This window comes from Pantoea sp. OXWO6B1 (genome assembly GCF_001641135.1).
Taxonomy (GTDB): Bacteria; Pseudomonadota; Gammaproteobacteria; order Enterobacterales; family Enterobacteriaceae; genus Pantoea; species Pantoea allii.
On the sequence record NZ_LWLR01000001.1, the window covers coordinates 4031823 to 4049891 of the forward strand.

Here is an 18069-nt window from a genome sequence, read left to right on the forward strand (position 1 = left end):
TCGCTCATATTAATAATAAAAGCAGTGAGGAGTGTCGATTCAATGTCGAATTTCTTTATCGACCGCCCTATTTTTGCCTGGGTTTTGGCAATTTTGCTGTGCCTGTGCGGCACGCTTTCCATTATTTCGCTTCCTGTTGAACAGTATCCTGACCTGGCTCCCCCAAACGTGCGTATCACCGCCACCTATCCTGGCGCGTCGGCACAAACGCTGGAGAATACCGTAACTCAGGTTATCGAACAAAACATGACCGGCATCGATAACCTGATGTATATGTCCTCCAACAGTAGCAATACCGGACAGGCACAAATTACCCTGACCTTCACCGCCGGGACCAATCCAGATGAAGCGCGCCAGCAGGTGCAGAATCAGTTGCAGGCAGCGCTACGCAAGCTGCCTCAGGCCGTGCAGTCGCAAGGCGTCACGGTAAACAAAACCGGCGACAGCAATATTCTGATGGTGGCCTTTGTCTCGACCGATGGCAGCATGGACAAGCAGGATATTGCCGATTACGTCGCCAGTAATATTCAGGACCCGCTGAGTCGTATTGACGGCGTGGGCGAAGTGGACGCCTACGGCACGCAATATGCGATGCGTATCTGGCTCGATCCCTTCAAACTGACCGCCTATTCTCTGACCACAGATGATGTGGTTACCGCCATTAAATCTCAGAACGCCCAGGTCGCCGTCGGCCAGGTCGGTGGCCTGCCCGCCGTCAAAAAACAGGCGCTAAACGCCACGGTAAATGCGCAGTCGATGTTGCAAACACCCGAGCAGTTTAAGGCGATTACTCTGAAGAACAATCCTGACGGGTCGGTCGTCACCCTGGGTGATGTGGCTGATGTGGCGCTGGGTGCAGAAAAATATGATTATCTCAGCCGCTACAACGGCCAGGCGGCGTCCGGACTGGGTGTAAAACTGGCGTCCGGCGCGAACGAGATGAACACCGATAAACTGGTGCGTGCTCGTCTGGATGAGCTGTCACAGTATTTTCCACATGGGCTGGAGGCCAAAATCGCCTATGAAACCACGCCTTTTGTTAAAGCCTCTATTACGGATGTCGTGAAAACGCTGCTGGAGGCCATCCTGTTGGTGTTTGGCGTGATGTACCTGTTTATGCAGAACTTCCGTGCCACGTTAATCCCCACTATCGCCGTGCCGGTGGTGCTGTTTGGCACCTTCTGCGTTATCTATGCCTTCGGATACAGTATTAACACTCTGACCATGTTTGCCATGGTGCTGGCTATCGGTTTGCTGGTGGATGATGCCATCGTGGTGGTCGAGAACGTTGAGCGAATCATGAGCGAGGAAGGGCTGTCGCCTCGCGCGGCCACCCGCAAATCCATGGGCCAGATTCAGGGCGCACTGGTGGGCATTGCGCTGGTGCTGTCAGCCGTGTTCATCCCCATGGCCTTTTTTGGCGGCACCGTGGGGGCGATCTATCGTCAGTTCTCCATCACCATCGTCTCCGCCATGATCCTGTCAGTGCTGGTGGCGATGATCCTGACGCCCGCGCTCTGTGCCACGCTGCTCAAGCCCATCGCCAAAGGGGAGCATCACGGTCAGCGTGGGTTTTTCCGTTGGTTTAACTACCATTTTAACCGCAACGCCGACCGCTATGAACGCGGTGTCGCCAGTATCCTGCGCACCGGCGGGCGCTGGCTGCTGCTGTATCTGGCGATTATTGGCATTATGGCGTACCTGTTTCTTCATCTGCCCTCCTCTTTTTTGCCGCAGGAAGATCGCGGCATGATCATGACCCAGGTACAGCTTCCTGCCGGTTCGAGCATGGATCAAACCTCAGCGGTGGTGGCAAAAGTTGAAAAATATTACCTGACCAAAGAGAAAGACAATGTTCTGTCGGTCTTCTCAACGATCGGTTCCGGGCCGGGCGGTAACGGGCAGAACGTGGCGCGTCTGTTTATCCGTTTGAAAGACTGGGACGACAGGCCAGGTGCCGATCGCACCTCATTTGCCATTATTGAACGCGCCGGTAAAGCGTTTAAACACATCAATGAAGCCGTCGTGATTGCCAGCAGTCCACCGGCAATCACCGGGCTGGGCAGCTCATCCGGCTTTGACCTGGAATTACAGGATCATGCCGGTATTGGTCATGACAAGTTAATGGCGATGCGTGACACGCTGCTGGACAGGGCCAGCAAAGACAAACTCCTGTCTCGCGTGCGCCACAATGGTCTGGACGACAGCCCGCAGTTGCAAATCGATATTGATGAGCGCAAAGCACAGGCACTTGGCGTGTCACTGGATACCATTAACGACACCCTGACCACCGCCTGGGGTTCCAACTACGTTAACGACTTCCTGGATCGCGGCCGGGTGAAAAAGGTTTACGTTCAGGCGGAAGCCCCGTACCGCATGCTGCCGGATGATGTCAATAAATGGTACGTGCGCAACAGCAGCGGCACGATGGTGCCTTTCTCCGCGTTTGCCACCAGCCGCTGGGAAACGGGTTCACCGCGTCTGGAACGTTACAACGGCTACTCCTCACTGGAAATCGTCGGGGAAGCCGCACAGGGCGTGAGTAGCGGCACCGCGATGGACGAGATGGAAAAACTGGTCAACGCCCTGCCGCTGGGCGTCGGTTTCCAGTGGACGGGTGCGTCGTATCAGGAGCGGTTATCCGGCTCTCAGGCTCCCGCACTCTATGCCGTTTCTCTGCTGGTCGTGTTTCTCTGCCTGGCGGCACTGTATGAGAGCTGGTCGATTCCTTTCTCGGTGATGCTTGTCGTCCCGCTTGGCGTTCTTGGTGCTCTGATTGCCACCTGGACGCGAGGACTGGAGAACGATGTCTATTTCCAGGTCGGTCTGCTGACCGTCGTGGGGTTATCGGCTAAGAACGCAATACTGATCGTAGAATTTGCCAACGAGCTTAACAGCAAAGGCGGAGAACTGATTGAATCGACGCTGGCGGCCTCACGTCAACGCCTGCGGCCGATCCTGATGACCTCCCTGGCCTTTATCTTCGGTGTGATGCCGATGGCGATCAGCAGCGGTGCGGGATCGGGCAGCCAGCACTCGGTGGGAACGGGCGTCATGGGCGGTATGATTTCCGCCACCCTGTTAGCCATCCTGTTCGTCCCGCTGTTCTTTGTTCTGGTGCGTCGCCGCTTCCCACTCAAAGAGAAACATCAGGACTGAGCTGCCGCCTGTTTTCACAATGAACAGGCAAAAAAAAACGGCCTCTGAAAACAGCGGCCGTTTTATTTCTGTGTGTGGTAAGAATTACAGCAGAGGGGAAATTGCCCTGCTTTTCTCCTCGCGTGTTACTTATTGCGTAACATCGCTTCGATGAATTCTTTCCAGTTCCCCATTTCGGTGTCAATCATAGAACCCTCTCTTATTGTAGTGGCAATATTACGCCTTTTTTTTCGCCTGGTGAATACGTTTACACCTGTTATTACTATCGGCAAAGGCGCCAAAAGGCTGAGTCTTTTCTGATTTGCTGGCTGACGCACATTTCAGCAAAGGCTTAACCTGACAGGTTTTAATGCGGTTTTGACCAGGACGTAGCCTAAAAAGCGTAATTAAGGAAATTCTTAATTCAGAATTGATAAACCACGTAATTATTAGAGGCAAAACTGAAACCGTTTACCTACAGGCGGAAAACCTCTGTATTGGCGCAATTTATTCCACCCAGACGCCATCGGGCGGATGATGCATCAGATCACACTATGGTAAACTGCCGAGCTGATTTTAATGACAGGAGCAGACGATGAGCGCGCAGTGGGTCATGTTTGGGATTAAGAATTGCGACACGATTAAAAAAGCGCGTCGCTTTTTAGAGGCGGCGGGCGTGGACTATCGTTTCCACGATTACCGTGCTGACGGCCTGACCGGTGACCAGTTGCAGCAGTTTATCGACGTGCTTGGCTATCAGGACCTGCTCAACACGCGCGGCACAACCTGGCGTAAGCTGCCCGAGGCAGAGCGTGAGGCCATAACGGATGCCGGGAGTGCCAAAGCGCTGATGCTGGACCAGCCCGCCATCATCAAGCGCCCTGTCCTGCGCGCGCCCGACGGCGCTTTGCTGCTCGGCTTCAGTGAATCCCTTTACCAGAACCTGCTTCAGGAGAAGTCATAATATGTTTTGTCCGGTCATTGAGCTGACGCAGCAGCTTATTCGTCGTCCTTCTCTCAGCCCCGATGACGCCGGATGTCAGGCGCTGCTGATTGCGCGTCTGGAAGCGATTGGTTTCCATATCGAAACCATGAACATCAACGATACCCTCAATTTCTGGGCCACGCGCGGTGAAGGCGAAACCCTGGCGTTTGCCGGCCACACCGATATCGTGCCGCCTGGCGATGCCAGCCGCTGGATCAATCCGCCGTTTGAACCCACCATCCGTGACGGCATGCTGTTTGGTCGCGGTGCCGCCGATATGAAAGGGTCGCTGGCCGCCATGGTCGTTGCCGCCGAGCGCTTCGTCGCGGTTCATCCTCATCATAAAGGACGCCTGGCCTTTTTGATTACGTCTGACGAAGAAGCCAGTGGCGCAAACGGTACGGTAAAAGTCGTTGAGCGCCTGATGGCACGTAACGAGCGTCTGGATTACTGTCTGGTCGGGGAACCTTCCAGCAGCGAAGTCGTGGGTGACGTCGTGAAAAATGGCCGTCGTGGCTCGATTACCGCTAACCTTACTGTGCATGGCGTACAGGGCCATGTGGCCTATCCTCAGCTTGCTGATAACCCGGTGCACCGTGCTCTGCCTGCGCTCAATGAGCTGGTCGCCACCGAATGGGATCAGGGCAATGCCTTCTTCCCTGCCACCAGCATGCAGATCGCCAACGTTCAGGCTGGCACCGGCAGCAACAACGTGATTCCCGGCGAGCTGTTTGTCCAGTTCAACTTCCGTTTCAGTACCGAACTCACTGACAGCATGATTCAGCAGCGCGTGGCAGAACTGCTGGACCGCCATCAGTTGCGCTATACCATCGAGTGGAAACTTTCCGGTCAGCCCTTCCTGACATCACGCGGCAAACTGGTTGATGCCGTAATAAACGCCGTAACGCACTATAATGAAATTAAGCCGCAGTTACAGACTTCTGGTGGAACCTCTGACGGACGTTTTATTGCTCGAATGGGCTCGCAGGTGGTGGAACTGGGCCCGGTGAATGCCACAATTCACAAAATCAACGAATGCGTTAAAGCATCCGATTTACAAATGCTGAGCCGAATGTACCAACGCATCATGGAACAATTGATCGCCTGACAGCGAGGGAAGGAGCGGGCCTATGGAGTTTATTAAAGATTATTGGTGGATACTGGTGATCCTGCTGATGGTAGGTGTGTTAATGAACGTTTATAAAGATCTGAAACGCATCGACCACAAAAAGTTTATGGATAACAAGCCTAATCTCCCGCCACACCGTGATTTTAACGATAAGTGGGACGACGACGACTGGCCGAAAAAGAAATAACCGCTTCGCGCCCTCGCCTCTGTGAGGGCGCACGATTACATCGTCATAATGACATCATCACTGCCGGGTTTTCCGCCGCCCAGCGCCTCATCAAAATAGCGTTTCGGCACCGTGTACTGCAGATGATGCAGGGCAAAATGCATACTGCGCTGATCGATGGCATGCGCCAGATCTTCCACAATATTTAGCGTCACGTCACCGCCGAGCAGCCTTAAACGCTGTTCAGCCTGCTGCGCCTGTGCCAGCGGAATATTCTCATCCTCATCGCCGTGAATCAGATGCACAGTCGTACGCGTGCTGGCTTTTTCCGGTAGCGTGACAAAGCGGCCACTAAAGACAATCGCCCGACCAGCCAGATCGTCGTTGGCTTTGATGCCTTCCAGCACCATACTGGCACCCTGTGAAAAGCCCACCAGCGCGGTGGCTTCGGGATTCACGCCGCTTTGCTGCTGCCAGTGGCGAACCGACGCCACAAATTGCGGCATGCTGGTGTCAACGCAGGCCTGCTCGCTTTTATCATGCAGTCCGGCTTCCTTAAACCACTGACCGCCAGGGCCAGGCGATCCCACCGACACCACCAGCGCCGCAGGAAAGGTTTTAGCAAACCAGCTGCCAATTTCGGCCATGGCGTCGGGATTATCACCAATGCCGTGATAAAGCAGAAACAGCTGGGCAGCCCTTGCAGGCTGCTGAACAATTACGTATCTCAGTGTCATATCGACCTCCTGCTACTACTCTACGCTCCCGGGCGCAGGATGATATTGGGAATATTTGAACGACTTGGTGGATTTATTGCAATTGCCTGCGCAACGCGTCACCATCCCTGTCGGGTAACGCCAGCAGTGCCCCAGCGGCTTCAGCGCGTAACGCCATAATCAGCGCCTTGCGTCCGTTGAGCCGTGCCGCCTGCGCCAGTTCAGCCAGACTGATGTTGGCGCTGACCGCCTGCCGGAGTAACGGCAAAGGCTGCTGGCTGATATCGACCAGCCGCTGGAGAACCGCCAGGCTTGCCTCCAGTGGGCGCTGCGCCCAGGCAAAACCGGCTGCCAGCCAGGCATCGTGCGGGGTAAAATCCTGATCACAAGCCTCAGGTAATGGCAGGTCCAACTGAATATGTGATCTCAGCAGTGGCCAGTCGCGTGCCAGTTGCCCGCTCGCCTTCTGCTGCAGCTGTTTTCCGGCGGGCGTCAGCCCCCGTAAGGCCATCGCGGCGTAGCAGCCGCTGCTGGCTTCGCGCTGACTGCCGATCCGTGCCAGCGTAAAACCGCAGGCTTGCCAGAACGCCCAGAGATCGTCAGTGTAGCCAAAGCTGACGGAGAGGTAGTCGTATCCGGCGGCATCGGCACTGGCGGACGCAACCAGTTGCTTTCCGGTTCCCTGACGGCGGGAAGACGCGGCGACAGCAATCCGGCTGATGCGTAAGGCGCGAAGCGTGGCGGCGTCGGTGAAACCCGCGTGCGCCGCCAGCGACTGCGCAACTAAGTTACCGCGAGGCCGCCTGTGGCCCGCCCAGACGGCCTGCGCTAATTCATTTGTCAGTCCGCCCTCTTCCACCAACCATAGCGCCCCCTGCAGCGCCGGAACATCGCTCGCCAGCCAGAGATGCATTCCCGGTGCATCCAGCAGGCGACGCAGATCCAGCGGTGAGGTGCGGTAATGCGCACGGGTGAGCAGTTGATAAGCCGCCTGCTGGGCAGCAATATCAGAGCCTTCGACTCGCCGGGGCGATAGCTCACCCGTTCCCGCTGTTTCGGGCGCATCCTCGAACAGCAGCGCCTGGTTAAGCCAGTGTTCCAGCGGGTCATGGCGCGCCCAGCGCAGCGGTTCGTCCAGCGTAAAATGGCGTACCTGCTCAAGCGCCGCACAGAATTTCAGCATAAAGCCCCGACCGCTGCCTTCATAACCCTGAATCGTCGTTACCAGCAACACGCGCGGAAACCGCGCCACCAGCGCATGGAGTAGCGGTGCCGGAATGGCGGCGGCTTCATCCACGATGAGCCAGTCAACGTCAGGCAATGTGCGCAGAGCCAGAATCGCATCAGGTGCCATAAACCGGTAATGATCCCCGGCGAAGGACGCTAACACTGTCGTGGTGATTTTTGCGGGTGCGGTGATCAGGCAACGCGTGCTCTGCCGGGCCAGCATGCCTGCCAGCGCCGACTTTCCTCTGCCACGTGCCGCTGTGATCACCGCCACGCCCGCAGAGAAACAAGCCAGCTCGCGCAAAATCGCCTGCTGCTGAAAAGCCGCCTGACAATGCCAGGCGGGCCGTGGCGTCCAGTTGGGCAACCGGAGCGGCTGCGGCGGCTGGTGTAACAGCACCTGCTCATCATTTTCAATCAGGTATTGCAGATGATGGACAAAGTTTGGTGTGGCAATCGGCTCGCTGACATCCGCCCAACGCAGGCTGTCAGCATCGGGCTGCTGCGCCCAACGCGTCCATTCGGGCACTAACAGCAGCAGCCAGCTACCGGCCGTCAGCGTTCCCGCCAGCGCCGCCAGCGCCTCGGCATGAAAGCCATATCGGGCATCGAAAACGGCATGATGGAACTCGCGCCCCAGCAGCGTACGAAAGGCGGCAGTCGGACAGTGCGTGCCCACATCTGGCGCGTTATCGCTCAGCCACAGCCCGTCGCCTTCCAGCGTCTGGCACCAGGCGATCGCCGTCTCCTGGCACCAGCGGGCTTCCCCGCTGATGACGGCCAATCGCCGTATACCGGCGGCCTGCATGGCACAGGTCACTGCTTTCAGGTTCATCCTTTATTAGCAAAGGTATCGCACTGGCCGGGGTTACCGCTGTCAAATCCGCGTTTGAACCAGGTATAACGCTGCTCCGAGGTGCCGTGCGTAAAGCTGTCCGGGACGACCCGACCCTGACTTTTCTGCTGCAGGCGATCGTCACCAATGGCTTCGGCGGCGTTTAACGCTTCCTGTAAGTCCCCAACGTCGAGGATTTTTTCCTGCTCCATATAGTGGCCCCAGACGCCGGCAAAGCAGTCGGCCTGTAGCTCCATTTTTACGGACAGCTGGTTTATCTGGGCCTGGCTGGCCCCCTGCTGCATCTGACGGACCCGGGGTTCAATGCCCAGTAACTTCTGCACGTGGTGGCCGACTTCATGTGCAATCACATAGCCCTGCGCAAAGTCTCCGCCTGCCCCCAGTTTGGTTTTCATATCGTCATAGAAGGACAGGTCGATATAGACAGTCTGGTCTGCCGGGCAATAAAAAGGCCCCATAACAGACTGCCCGGTCCCACAGCCGGTGCGCGTGGCTCCGCGATACATCACCAGCTTCGGCGGCGTATACTGTTTGTTCATCTGTTTGAACAACTTATCCCAGGTATCTTCGGTCGTCGCCAGCATCACCGAGGTGAACTTCGCTGCCTCGTCCTGATTCGGGTTAGTAGTGCGCTGTTGCTGGCTCACCGACGCGCCCTCGCCTCCAGTGAACAGTGGCGTCAGGTCATAACCGTAATACCCCGCTACCGCGACCAGAATCAGCATGATAATGCCCGCTTTGCCGCGCGGCAGAGGAATACGGCCTCCCCGGTTGCCCGATGACTGATTACGGCGATCTTCTACATTGTCGCTTTCGCGACGTCCTTGCCAGCGCATGTTTTGCTCCCTGTGGCAGGTTAACTCTGATGGCATGATTTTAGATGCGTGACGGAGCAATCACCAGCTTTACGCCAAAATGAAAAAAGGAGAGCCGGGGCTCTCCTTTCATTGATTCACTGAGTTTTATTCAGTCGAGTTTGACACCCAGACGCCGGGCTACCGCTTCATACGCTTCAATCAGGCCACCCAGGCTCTGACGGAAGCGGTCTTTATCCATTTTATCCAGGGTTTCTTTGTCCCACAGACGCGCGCCATCGGGTGAAAATTCGTCACCCAGCACAACTTCACCGTTGAACAGGCCAAACTCCAGCTTGAAGTCCACCAGGATCAGACCCGCATCATCAAACATTTTGCTCAGTACGTCGTTCGCTTTGTAGGTCAGCTCACGCATACGTGCCAGATTCTCTTTACTGACCCAGCCAAAGGTTTCACAGTAGGATTCGTTGACCATAGGATCGTGTTTAGCATCGTCCTTCAGGAACAGGTCGAACAGCGGCGGGTTCAGCACCATGCCCTCTTCAACACCAAGACGCTTGACCAGCGAACCTGCCGCACGGTTACGGACCACACACTCAACCGGTACCATGTCCAGCTTTTTCACCAGCGCTTCGTTATCTGACAGCAGGGCTTCCATCTGCGTCGGAATGCCCGCTTCCTGCAGCTTCGTCATGATGAAATGGTTGAACTTGTTGTTCACCATGCCTTTGCGATCAAACTGCTCAATGCGGGCGCCGTCACCGGCTGATGTATCGTTGCGGAATTCAAGTATCAGCAGATCCGGGTTATCGGTGCTGTATACGGTTTTCGCTTTACCGCGATACAACTCAGCTCGCTTTTGCATCTTATTTAACTCCAAACATGAAAGATCCGGTTCTGAGGCAGACTATTTGCGTTGATTGCCGTGACGCAATCGATTACCTCGTCTGGCGCTATTATGCCAAAAAACGAAATAAAAAGGCCGGAGAATCTCCGGCCTGGGGTAATTTTTTATTTATTCAGTGCGGCCTGGAACACCGCCACTAACGCATCGTTTTGCGCCTGTGTCAGTACATGGCCTTTAGGATCAATAAATTGCAGGCTGGTCCGGTTGTCGAGGTCGCCAACCTGAACCTTGTAATCGCCGTTTGGCAATTCAGGATCTTTGGCACCTACGCTGTCCCAGGTGCTGCTGCCTGGCGACTTGTAGGTCACTTTCATGCTGCCAGTTGAACGCGTGCTGTCGGTCACTTCCATGCCAACACGGTTCATGGCTGCTGGTAAACGCTGCCAGGCAACGTTGAACGGCGTACGCAGCACCAGCATTGGCAGACCGGTATCATCGGCACCGCTTTGCACGTCAATCGCACCGCTGACGCGGCCCGCTGCGGCGTTTTCATTTATGGTGGCGATCTTATCCATTCCGGCGGCAATTTCATTCAACATTTGTGCAGTATAACGCTGAACCTGTACCGGCGACGTCACGCTATTGCCTTCCTGTTGCAGTTCAAGCAGACGCACGGTCAGGACCTGCTGATAACTCTGCGACTGAACGCTGATTTGGTAACGGCCACGATACTGCTTATCTTCGTCCGCCCGGTTCCACTGTACCCAGTCGGTCGTCAGCTGCTGTCCGGCGTCATTACGGGAAGCGATCGGGAAGTTATTCGACTGTACAACGCCTACAACCTGAGACCAAATCGAGCCGCGGCTGTTATCAAACATCAGCACGCCGGTGTTATTGCTGAACTGCGCACGTGAGCCGTTCATCAGCGCCAGAGGCTGAGCCGGTGGGCGAATATCGAGCTGCTTGCCTACTGGTGCCTTACTGGTTGACGGTGGAATATCGTATTCGCCGTTCTGGACAGGCAGAATCATGCCCGACGGCGCTTTCAGTTCGCGCAGCCCGCTGGCCTGTAAGTAAGACTCATCACCGCTGACCTGACGTTTATAACGCTGATCGTTCGAACAGGCCGACAACAGCATCAGGGTGGAAAGCCCCACCACCGTTGCAACCGTTGACCGCTTTACTGAGTAATTCATTCAAACTCCCTAAATTATCGCAAACCCGCTTTCACCAGCGCCTGCTCCACTTTCGGCTGTGCAACCGCAGTCAGTGGCGTCATAGGCAGACGCAGCGTGTCATTAGCGATTAATCCTAGCTGTTTTGCCGCCCATTTAACCGGGATTGGATTAGGTTCACAGAAAAGCGTCTGGTGCAGGTGCATCAGACGCTGATTCAGACGGCGAGCTTCCACGAAATTACCCTGCTGTGCGAGCCTGCACAGCTCGGCCATTTCGCGTGCTGCTATGTTTGCCGTCACCGAAATGACGCCCTTGCCGCCCAGTTGCATAAAGTCCAGTGCGCTGGCATCGTCGCCGCTCACCAGGATGAACTCATCATTAACCAGCTCTTGGATCTGGCTGACACGCGATAAGTTCCCCGTTGCCTCTTTGATTCCGATAATATTTTTGATTTCAGCGAGGCGGGCAACGGTTTCCGGCAACATATCACAGCCGGTGCGCGAAGGTACGTTATACAGCATTTGCGGCAGGCTGGTACTGTCAGCAATCGCTTTAAAGTGCTGAAACAGGCCTTCCTGCGTCGGGCGATTGTAATAAGGCGTAACGGTAAGGCAACCGACAACACCCGAATTCTCAAAGCGTTTGGTCAGAGAGATACCTTCCGCTGTGGCGTTAGCACCGGTTCCGGCAATCACGGGAATACGCCCATCCGCCAGTTCCAGGGTTTGCAGCACCACATCACCGTGCTCGTCATGGCTCAGCGTGGCTGACTCGCCGGTGGTGCCGACGGAAACGATCGCCGCTGTACCGCTGGCGACATGGTAATCAATCAGTTTTTTCAAACTCGCACGGCAGACATTACCTTTGTCATCCATTGGCGTAACGAGTGCAACAATACTTCCCGTAAACATTGGCGATCCCCTCGACAAACAAGTGCTTCATGGTACGTTTTACACTTAGGGAAAAGCAAGCAAGCTCCGCCATTCCCGCGCTTGTCAGCAGTTTTTTTTATGTTTACCTTATGGTTATTAGCAAATGCACAGGGAATCCTATTTTGCCGCAATCTCAACCCCACCACCTGGTGATCACCGCTCTGGGTGTTGACCGCCCGGGTATCGTCAATACGATCACCCGCCACGTCAGCAGTTGCGGTTGCAACATCGAAGACAGTCGCCTTGCCATGCTTGGGGATGAATTTACGTTCATCATGCTGCTTTCCGGTAGCTGGAACGCGATTACGCTGATTGAGTCGACGCTGCCGCTGAAAGGCGCTGAGCTGGAGCTGCTGATCGTCATGAAACGTACCCATGCCACAGCCCGGCCGCCGATGGCGGATACCGCGTTTATTCAGGTCGAAGTGGCTGACTCGCCGCATATCATTGAGCGCTTTACGGATTTGACGGATAAGCACCAAATGAACATTGCGGAACTGGTGTCACGTATCCAGCCCGCCCAGCAGGATCGGCCCGCCACGCTGTATATTCAGATGACGGCGCACAGCCCAACGCGTAGCGATGGTCCGGCATTTGAACAGGCATTTAATGAACTGTGTCAGGAACTTAATGCCGAGGGCGCGTTACGTCTTTATAGCCTGAACGATGCCGATAACCGTGAACTGGTGATACCCGGCAGGTAAAGACGAGCGCCGCCTTGACTGTTCTGCTACGTTAAAAGTACGGTCAGGTGAGGAAATCGTCTGAAATTGATTATTTTCCATTTGGCAGTTTCTCGCCTCTTGGTGTATTAACCACAGCATGAACTCAAAATGGAGAGATGTGATGAATCCACTGAAAGCCGGTGATACCGCACCGAAATTTAGCTTGCCCGATCAGGATGGCGAACAAGTGAATTTAGCCGACTTCCAGGGGCAGCGCGTTCTGGTCTATTTCTATCCAAAAGCGATGACGCCGGGTTGTACCGTGCAGGCATGTGGTCTGCGTGACAACATGGATGAGCTGAAGAAAGCTGGCGTCGAGGTGCTGGGAATCAGCACAGATAAACCTGAAAAGCTGTCACGTTTTGCAGAAAAAGAGCTGCTTAACTTCACTCTGCTGTCGGACCAGGAGCATCAGGTTTGTGAGCAGTTTGGCGTCTGGGGTGAAAAAACCTTTATGGGTAAAACCTATGACGGCATCCATCGCATCAGCTTCCTGGTGGATGCGAATGGCAAAATCGAAAAGGTGTTCGACGACTTCAAAACGTCAAATCACCACGACATCGTGATGGACTATCTGAAATCAGCCTGATGTCTTCAGGGCGCGGCATCTACCGCGCCCTGAACGTTTAACGATTCAGCGTTTCATCCAGCGTGGCCTCAGGCCAGGCGTGCACCACCGCCTTGACCAGGGTTGCGAGCGGAATCGCAAAAAACACGCCCCAGAATCCCCACATCCCGCCAAAGATCACCACCGATAAGATGATAACCAGCGGATGAAGATTGACCGCCTCTGAGAACAAAATGGGCACCAGCACATTGCCGTCCAGCGCCTGAATCACCAGATAGACGGTAAGCAGCGTCCAGAACTCGCTATCCAGCCCCCATTGAAATAAGCCCACACCAATAACCGGGATGGTCACCAGCATCGCGCCAATGTAAGGAATCAGAACTGAAACGCCCACCAGCACGGCCAACAGAAGCGAATAGTTGAGGCCGAGGAACATAAATGCCAGCCAACTGGCGATGCCCACCACCACCATCTCCAACACTTTGCCACGAATGTAGTTGGTGATTTGCTGATTCATCTCCTGCCATACTTCACCCGCCAGCCCACGGTTACGCGGCAGGACGCGTCGCACGGCACTCAGCATCTGCTCTTTATCCTTCAGCAGAAAGAACACCATCAGCGGCACCAGCACCAGGTAAATCATCAGGGTCATTAATCCCACCAGCGATGCCAGGGAATACTTGACCAGAGAATCGCCCACGCCGCTGAGACGACCGCGCAGGTTCTCGACGATGACATCAATGATGCCGGCATCGACCAGGGCGGGAAAACGTCGCGGTAACCCCGCCGCATACTGATAGAGTTTGTTCAGCATGTTAGGCAGATCTCGCGTCAGGTTGATGCCCTGTTGCCAGGCCACGGGCGCGACGATCAACACCAGAACCAGCAGAATTCCGGCAAACAGCACCAACACAATGCTGGTCGCCCAGCTACGCGTACAGCCAATGCGTTGTAGCCGTACCGTTGGCCATTCAAGCAGATAAGCCAGTACCACCGCCACCAGTAAGGGGGCCAGCAACCCGCTCAGGAAGAAAAGAATGCAGAACCCCGCCAGCAGAATCACCAGCAGGCCAATCGCCTGGGGATCGCTAAAACGGCGTTTGTACCATTGAATCAATAAAGCCAGCATGCCGTCAGGTCCATAAGGTCAGAAAGGGCCATGATTGTACCGGATATTCTGGTGCTGGAAAGACGTGAAAATCAGTCCGTGACCTGACAGGCGCTAGCGGATGATGAAAAACGGCACGCGGTGAAGGTGCGTGCCGTACCATTCTCCCCAGCCTCAGGCTTCCCGCCGTTGCGCACTGGCAGGCGAATCGTCGCCGACGGGGTCATTATCTTCACCGCAGGCCAGCAACACGCCCGGCCTGCTGTGGGTCATTTTCAGGCGTCAGGCTTCATTCACCCAAATACGCATCTCCCCTTCTCCCCGGTTCGCCCAACAGAACCAGGGAATAAAGGTCAGCGTCTGGGTTTGCTGCGCGGCAGGGGCGTGATCGAAGTGCCACAGCGGCTGGCGTTCAGGATCGCTGGCGGTTTTTTTCACCCCTTCAGCCTGTATTAACACCTTATGCGCAAAAACACCGCGTCCCTGAATGGTGGTGAACGATGCCGACGCGGGCAGCCACAGATTGTGTAACTGCTCGCCGTTATCGGCCTGCTCCAGGCAGTACACCAGCGGGCCGCGCTGAACCGCCACCTTGCCCGCCACGTGACGTACTAACGGATTACCATAAACCCGGCGCACCGGCATCGGGAGCGTCAGAGTGAGCGTATCGCCCTCTTGCCACTGTCGCTCAATGTAGAGATAACCCTTGCGGGCGCGATCGGTCACAGCGTCGCCGTTACAGCTTACCTGCGGCGCCTCACACCAGTCAGGCAGACGTAACGCCAGCGTATGTTGCACGGGCTGCGCGACATCGACGCTGATGGTGACCTTTTCATCCCAGGGGAAATTACCGCTTATGCTAATGCCCAAAGTATGCTCACCGACCGGTATTTCAACCCGGTTGCCGACATAGAGATTGATATAAAGCGCATCCTCGCGTGGCGTATAAATATAGTGGCCGAGTGAGGTCAGCACACGGGCAATATTCGGTGGACAGCAGGCACAGCCGAACCAGCGCTGACGCACAGGTTTCACATGATCGTAGATATGATTAAAACTGAGGGTTTTCGGATGCACCTCCAGCGGATTGACGTAGAAGAAGTGTTTCCCGTCCAGCGCCATGCCGCCCAGTACCGTATTATACAGCGCGCGTTCCATCACGTCGGCGTACTGGCTGTCGGCTTCCATTTCCAGCATACGTCTGGCAAACATCATCAGGCCAATGGACGCGCAGCTTTCGGCATAAACCGTGTCATTCGGTAAATCGTAATCGCTGCTGAATGCTTCACCGCTGCCCTGGGAGCCGATGCCACCGGTAATATACAGCTGCCGCTGCGCCATGTTGTGCCATAGCCGCAGGCAGTCCTGACGTTTTTCTTCGTCCTGGCTCAGACGCGCAAGGTGCGCCACGCCGGTCATCAGATAAACGAACCGCACAGCATGCCCCACCGCATGCTGCTGTTCTGCAAGGGGTTGATGTGCCTGGCTGTAAGCCTTGTCCTTCACCATCCAGGCCGGGCCATAGGTATTCCAGTAGGAGGTCTGCCCGCGCTTCTCGTACTCAATATCATAGAAGTGAGGCTGCGTTCCCCGCTGCGCGACAAAATAATCTACCAGCGCCATATAGCGTGGGTCCTGGGTCACTTCATACAGCCGCATCAATGCCAGCTCGATCTCCGGATGGCCTGGGTAGCCGTGCAGCTGATTTTCGCCGGGGCCAAACACGCTGTCGATGTGATCGGCAAGCTTGCACACCACCTCGAGTAAACGGCGTTTACCTGTCGCCTGGTAAAACGCCACGCCCGCCTCAATCATGTGTCCGGCGCAATACAGTTCATGGCATTCGGCAAGATTCGTCCAGCGATCTTCCGGCGCTTTCACCGTGAAGTAGGTATTGAGATAACCATCCTCGCACTGCGCCGCCGCCACCAGTTCAATCACCTCATCCGCCGTCTTTTCCAGTTCTGCATCAGGCTTCTGGCAAAGTGACCAGGCTACGGCTTCCAGCCATTTCGCGACATCGCTGTCCTGGAAGACCATGCCATAAAATTCCCCTTCCTGCTGGCCAGCCGCGATACGAAAGTTTTCGATGGCATGGCTGGGATCGGCTTCGTCGATCCGATCGTTAAGCGCCTCCCATTGATAAGGAATGACCACCTCCCGCACCAGTCGTTGATACTGACCGAGAAAGGGATCGTGAATCGTCAGCTTATGCAGATCGACTTCATTGACAGACATTTTACTCTCCTCAGGACGGGACATGGCGAATTCGCAGGTCGCTGGAAATCTGCGCCATCATCGGGTTATTGAGCTTGCAGGCGCGGATGGCGAATAGCAGCAGCAGATGAAACAGGGCAGGCAACAACGTTTCCATTGCGGTAATGCCCTGCAAGGATGCCGGTGTCTGATGCGTGATTCCTGGCTTGTAAGCCACCAGGATGAACAGCAGGCTGATAATGACGCCGCTGGAGGCCCAGGCAAGCTTAATAAAGAACAGGTTAAACGCGAAATTCATGCCCGATGAGCGGACGCCGTTTTTCCATTCACCATAGTCATCGGCAAAGGCCATCAGGGCAAAGTGCAGCGGGAGCGTGAACCCCAGGATGACGCCGTTGGCGAGGATCACCACCAGCCATAATACCTGCCATGACGGCCCCACCGGCAGGAACCACATCATGACCGCCAGCACGGCAAGCACACAATTGGTCCAGTAGTAGAGCCGGACGGTGTCGATGTGTTTTGCCAGCGGGTTAACGATGACCGCGCCTAAAATAGAGGCTAAGGTCACCATGGTAAAAAACAGCGAAGTGTAAGCGGTGCTACCCTGTAACACATAGGTGATGAAGTACATGTAGCCGCCGCCACGGATATTGAACACGTTAATCAGCAAAAACGACATCACCAGCATCAGTAACAGCTGATCGTTTTTACGCAGCCCGGCCATATGTTCGCGCAGGGTAAACTTGCCCAGGCTGTCCAGCGGTACGCGCTCGCGAACCCAGAAGAAGCAGCACAGGAACATCACGACCGCCAGAGCGCACAAAATGCCGACGCCAGACTGATAGCCGAGTGCCGCATTCCCCTTACCTAAGACAGAAACCAGCCACGGCAGCCCTACCGAGACCAGAAATCCGGCCACGCCGCACAGCACAAACCGCCATGACTGGCACGCCAGCACTTCTGTGTGGCGGGTGGTCATGGTGTTAATCAGCGCGCAATAGGGCACATTAATGGCGGTATAGCTGACGGAAAGCAGCAGGTAGGTGGCAAACGCCCAGACGATTTTCATGTCCATGCTGACGGCGGGCACCGTGAACGTCAGGACACCAATGATGCCAATGGGCACAGCGACCCACAGCTGCCAGGGACGGAAACGTCCCCATCGGCTATGCGTATGGTCGGCAATCACGCCCATCACCGGATCGGATATCGCATCAAACACGCGCAGCGCCATAAACAGGGTGCCGACCAGCGCAGGTGTTAAGCCAAAGACATCGGTGTAGAAAAACGTCAGAAAGTTCATGATCAGGCAGGTGATCACCGTGCCGCCGGCGTCTCCCAGCCCGTAACCTATTTTTTCACGCAGGGACAGCGCACTCTGCGTCGCCGACTGGCTAAGATCGGCCTGAGCGATGGTGGTAGAAGTCATAAAAACGCCTCATGCAGGACAGAGAGGATG

16 protein-coding genes are annotated in these 18069 nt (G+C 55.5%); 6 read left to right on the top strand and 10 right to left on the bottom strand.

Annotated features, from left to right (window positions below; translation table 11 throughout):
• Positions 1 to 42: 42 nt before the first annotated feature.
• Positions 43 to 3159, top strand: a complete 3117-nt coding sequence (gene acrD, locus A6A26_RS20825) for a multidrug efflux RND transporter permease AcrD (RefSeq protein WP_063880516.1) — start codon at positions 43 to 45, stop codon at positions 3157 to 3159.
• Positions 3160 to 3284: 125 nt separating this feature from the next.
• Here the strand turns inward: acrD and ypfM are convergent, their stop codons facing one another.
• Positions 3285 to 3347, bottom strand: coding sequence for a protein YpfM (gene ypfM / locus A6A26_RS26345; protein ID WP_139015967.1), 63 nt, complete (start codon positions 3345 to 3347; stop codon positions 3285 to 3287).
• A 386-nt stretch (positions 3348 to 3733) separates the two neighbouring features.
• On the opposite strand from ypfM, the gene A6A26_RS20830 reads away from it, so the two are divergent.
• Genes A6A26_RS20830 through A6A26_RS20840 form a run of 3 tightly spaced genes read left to right on the top strand, consistent with a single transcriptional unit; the run spans position 3734 to position 5439 of the window.
• Positions 3734 to 4102, top strand: coding sequence for an ArsC family reductase (locus A6A26_RS20830; RefSeq protein WP_063880517.1), 369 nt, complete (start codon positions 3734 to 3736; stop codon positions 4100 to 4102).
• Position 4103: 1 nt separating this feature from the next.
• Positions 4104 to 5231, top strand: a complete 1128-nt coding sequence (gene dapE, locus A6A26_RS20835) for a succinyl-diaminopimelate desuccinylase (protein WP_063880518.1) — start codon at positions 4104 to 4106, stop codon at positions 5229 to 5231.
• A 22-nt stretch (positions 5232 to 5253) separates the two neighbouring features.
• Positions 5254 to 5439, top strand: a complete 186-nt coding sequence (locus A6A26_RS20840; protein WP_063880519.1) for a YpfN family protein — start codon at positions 5254 to 5256, stop codon at positions 5437 to 5439.
• A 35-nt stretch (positions 5440 to 5474) separates the two neighbouring features.
• On the opposite strand, the gene ypfH is transcribed toward A6A26_RS20840, so the two are convergent.
• From ypfH to dapA, 6 genes are all read right to left on the bottom strand, one after another.
• Entirely contained in the window at positions 5475 to 6155 is a 681-nt protein-coding gene (gene ypfH / locus A6A26_RS20845) for an esterase (RefSeq protein ID WP_063880520.1), read from the bottom strand.
• 73 nt (positions 6156 to 6228) lie between these two features.
• On the bottom strand, positions 6229 to 8196 hold the full coding sequence (locus tag A6A26_RS20850; RefSeq protein WP_063880521.1) for a tRNA(Met) cytidine acetyltransferase TmcA: 1968 nt from the start codon (positions 8194 to 8196) through the stop codon (positions 6229 to 6231).
• Positions 8193 to 9053, bottom strand: a complete 861-nt coding sequence (locus A6A26_RS20855; RefSeq protein ID WP_063880522.1) for a KPN_02809 family neutral zinc metallopeptidase — start codon at positions 9051 to 9053, stop codon at positions 8193 to 8195. The genes A6A26_RS20850 and A6A26_RS20855 overlap by 4 nt, the downstream gene beginning before the upstream one ends.
• Positions 9054 to 9183: 130 nt before the next feature.
• Entirely contained in the window at positions 9184 to 9897 is a 714-nt protein-coding gene (gene purC / locus A6A26_RS20860; protein ID WP_063880523.1) for a phosphoribosylaminoimidazolesuccinocarboxamide synthase, read from the bottom strand.
• Between the two features lie 146 nt (positions 9898 to 10043).
• A complete protein-coding gene (gene bamC, locus A6A26_RS20865; protein ID WP_063880524.1) occupies positions 10044 to 11075 on the bottom strand; it encodes an outer membrane protein assembly factor BamC in 1032 nt (343 codons plus the stop codon).
• Positions 11076 to 11089: 14 nt separating this feature from the next.
• Complete coding sequence (dapA, locus tag A6A26_RS20870; protein ID WP_063880525.1) at positions 11090 to 11968, bottom strand: 4-hydroxy-tetrahydrodipicolinate synthase; 879 nt, start codon at positions 11966 to 11968, stop codon at positions 11090 to 11092.
• A gap of 110 nt (positions 11969 to 12078) precedes the next feature.
• Between dapA and A6A26_RS20875 the strand changes: the two genes are divergently transcribed.
• Positions 12079 to 12693, top strand: a complete 615-nt coding sequence (locus tag A6A26_RS20875; RefSeq protein WP_217268180.1) for a glycine cleavage system transcriptional repressor — start codon at positions 12079 to 12081, stop codon at positions 12691 to 12693.
• 142 nt (positions 12694 to 12835) lie between these two features.
• Positions 12836 to 13303: a thioredoxin-dependent thiol peroxidase gene (gene bcp / locus A6A26_RS20880; RefSeq protein WP_014605294.1), complete on the top strand. Its 468-nt coding sequence runs from the start codon at positions 12836 to 12838 to the stop codon at positions 13301 to 13303.
• A 37-nt stretch (positions 13304 to 13340) separates the two neighbouring features.
• Here the strand turns inward: bcp and A6A26_RS20885 are convergent, their stop codons facing one another.
• The 3 genes from A6A26_RS20885 to A6A26_RS20895 all read right to left on the bottom strand — a co-directional run bounded on the left by A6A26_RS20885 (position 13341) and on the right by A6A26_RS20895 (position 18039).
• Positions 13341 to 14411, bottom strand: a complete 1071-nt coding sequence (locus A6A26_RS20885) for an AI-2E family transporter (RefSeq protein ID WP_063880527.1) — start codon at positions 14409 to 14411, stop codon at positions 13341 to 13343.
• A gap of 261 nt (positions 14412 to 14672) precedes the next feature.
• Entirely contained in the window at positions 14673 to 16628 is a 1956-nt protein-coding gene (locus tag A6A26_RS20890; protein WP_063880528.1) for a glycoside hydrolase family 127 protein, read from the bottom strand.
• Between the two features lie 10 nt (positions 16629 to 16638).
• Positions 16639 to 18039: an MFS transporter gene (locus A6A26_RS20895; protein ID WP_063880529.1), complete on the bottom strand. Its 1401-nt coding sequence runs from the start codon at positions 18037 to 18039 to the stop codon at positions 16639 to 16641.
• Positions 18040 to 18069 lie beyond the last annotated feature (30 nt).

Coding starts and splice junctions, on each gene's coding strand:
- dapA (WP_063880525.1), bottom strand. CDS start 11,968: ATGTTTACGGGAAGTATTGTTGCACTCGTTACGCCAATGGATGACAAA.
- A6A26_RS20850 (WP_063880521.1), bottom strand. CDS start 8,196: ATGAACCTGAAAGCAGTGACCTGTGCCATGCAGGCCGCCGGTATACGG.
- A6A26_RS20840 (WP_063880519.1), top strand. CDS start 5,254: ATGGAGTTTATTAAAGATTATTGGTGGATACTGGTGATCCTGCTGATG.
- acrD (WP_063880516.1), top strand. CDS start 43: ATGTCGAATTTCTTTATCGACCGCCCTATTTTTGCCTGGGTTTTGGCA.
- A6A26_RS20855 (WP_063880522.1), bottom strand. CDS start 9,053: ATGCGCTGGCAAGGACGTCGCGAAAGCGACAATGTAGAAGATCGCCGT.
- bcp (WP_014605294.1), top strand. CDS start 12,836: ATGAATCCACTGAAAGCCGGTGATACCGCACCGAAATTTAGCTTGCCC.
- A6A26_RS20895 (WP_063880529.1), bottom strand. CDS start 18,039: ATGACTTCTACCACCATCGCTCAGGCCGATCTTAGCCAGTCGGCGACG.
- A6A26_RS20885 (WP_063880527.1), bottom strand. CDS start 14,411: ATGCTGGCTTTATTGATTCAATGGTACAAACGCCGTTTTAGCGATCCC.
- bamC (WP_063880524.1), bottom strand. CDS start 11,075: ATGAATTACTCAGTAAAGCGGTCAACGGTTGCAACGGTGGTGGGGCTT.
- ypfH (WP_063880520.1), bottom strand. CDS start 6,155: ATGACACTGAGATACGTAATTGTTCAGCAGCCTGCAAGGGCTGCCCAG.
- A6A26_RS20890 (WP_063880528.1), bottom strand. CDS start 16,628: ATGTCTGTCAATGAAGTCGATCTGCATAAGCTGACGATTCACGATCCC.
- A6A26_RS20830 (WP_063880517.1), top strand. CDS start 3,734: ATGAGCGCGCAGTGGGTCATGTTTGGGATTAAGAATTGCGACACGATT.
- purC (WP_063880523.1), bottom strand. CDS start 9,897: ATGCAAAAGCGAGCTGAGTTGTATCGCGGTAAAGCGAAAACCGTATAC.
- A6A26_RS20875 (WP_217268180.1), top strand. CDS start 12,079: ATGGTTATTAGCAAATGCACAGGGAATCCTATTTTGCCGCAATCTCAA.
- dapE (WP_063880518.1), top strand. CDS start 4,104: ATGTTTTGTCCGGTCATTGAGCTGACGCAGCAGCTTATTCGTCGTCCT.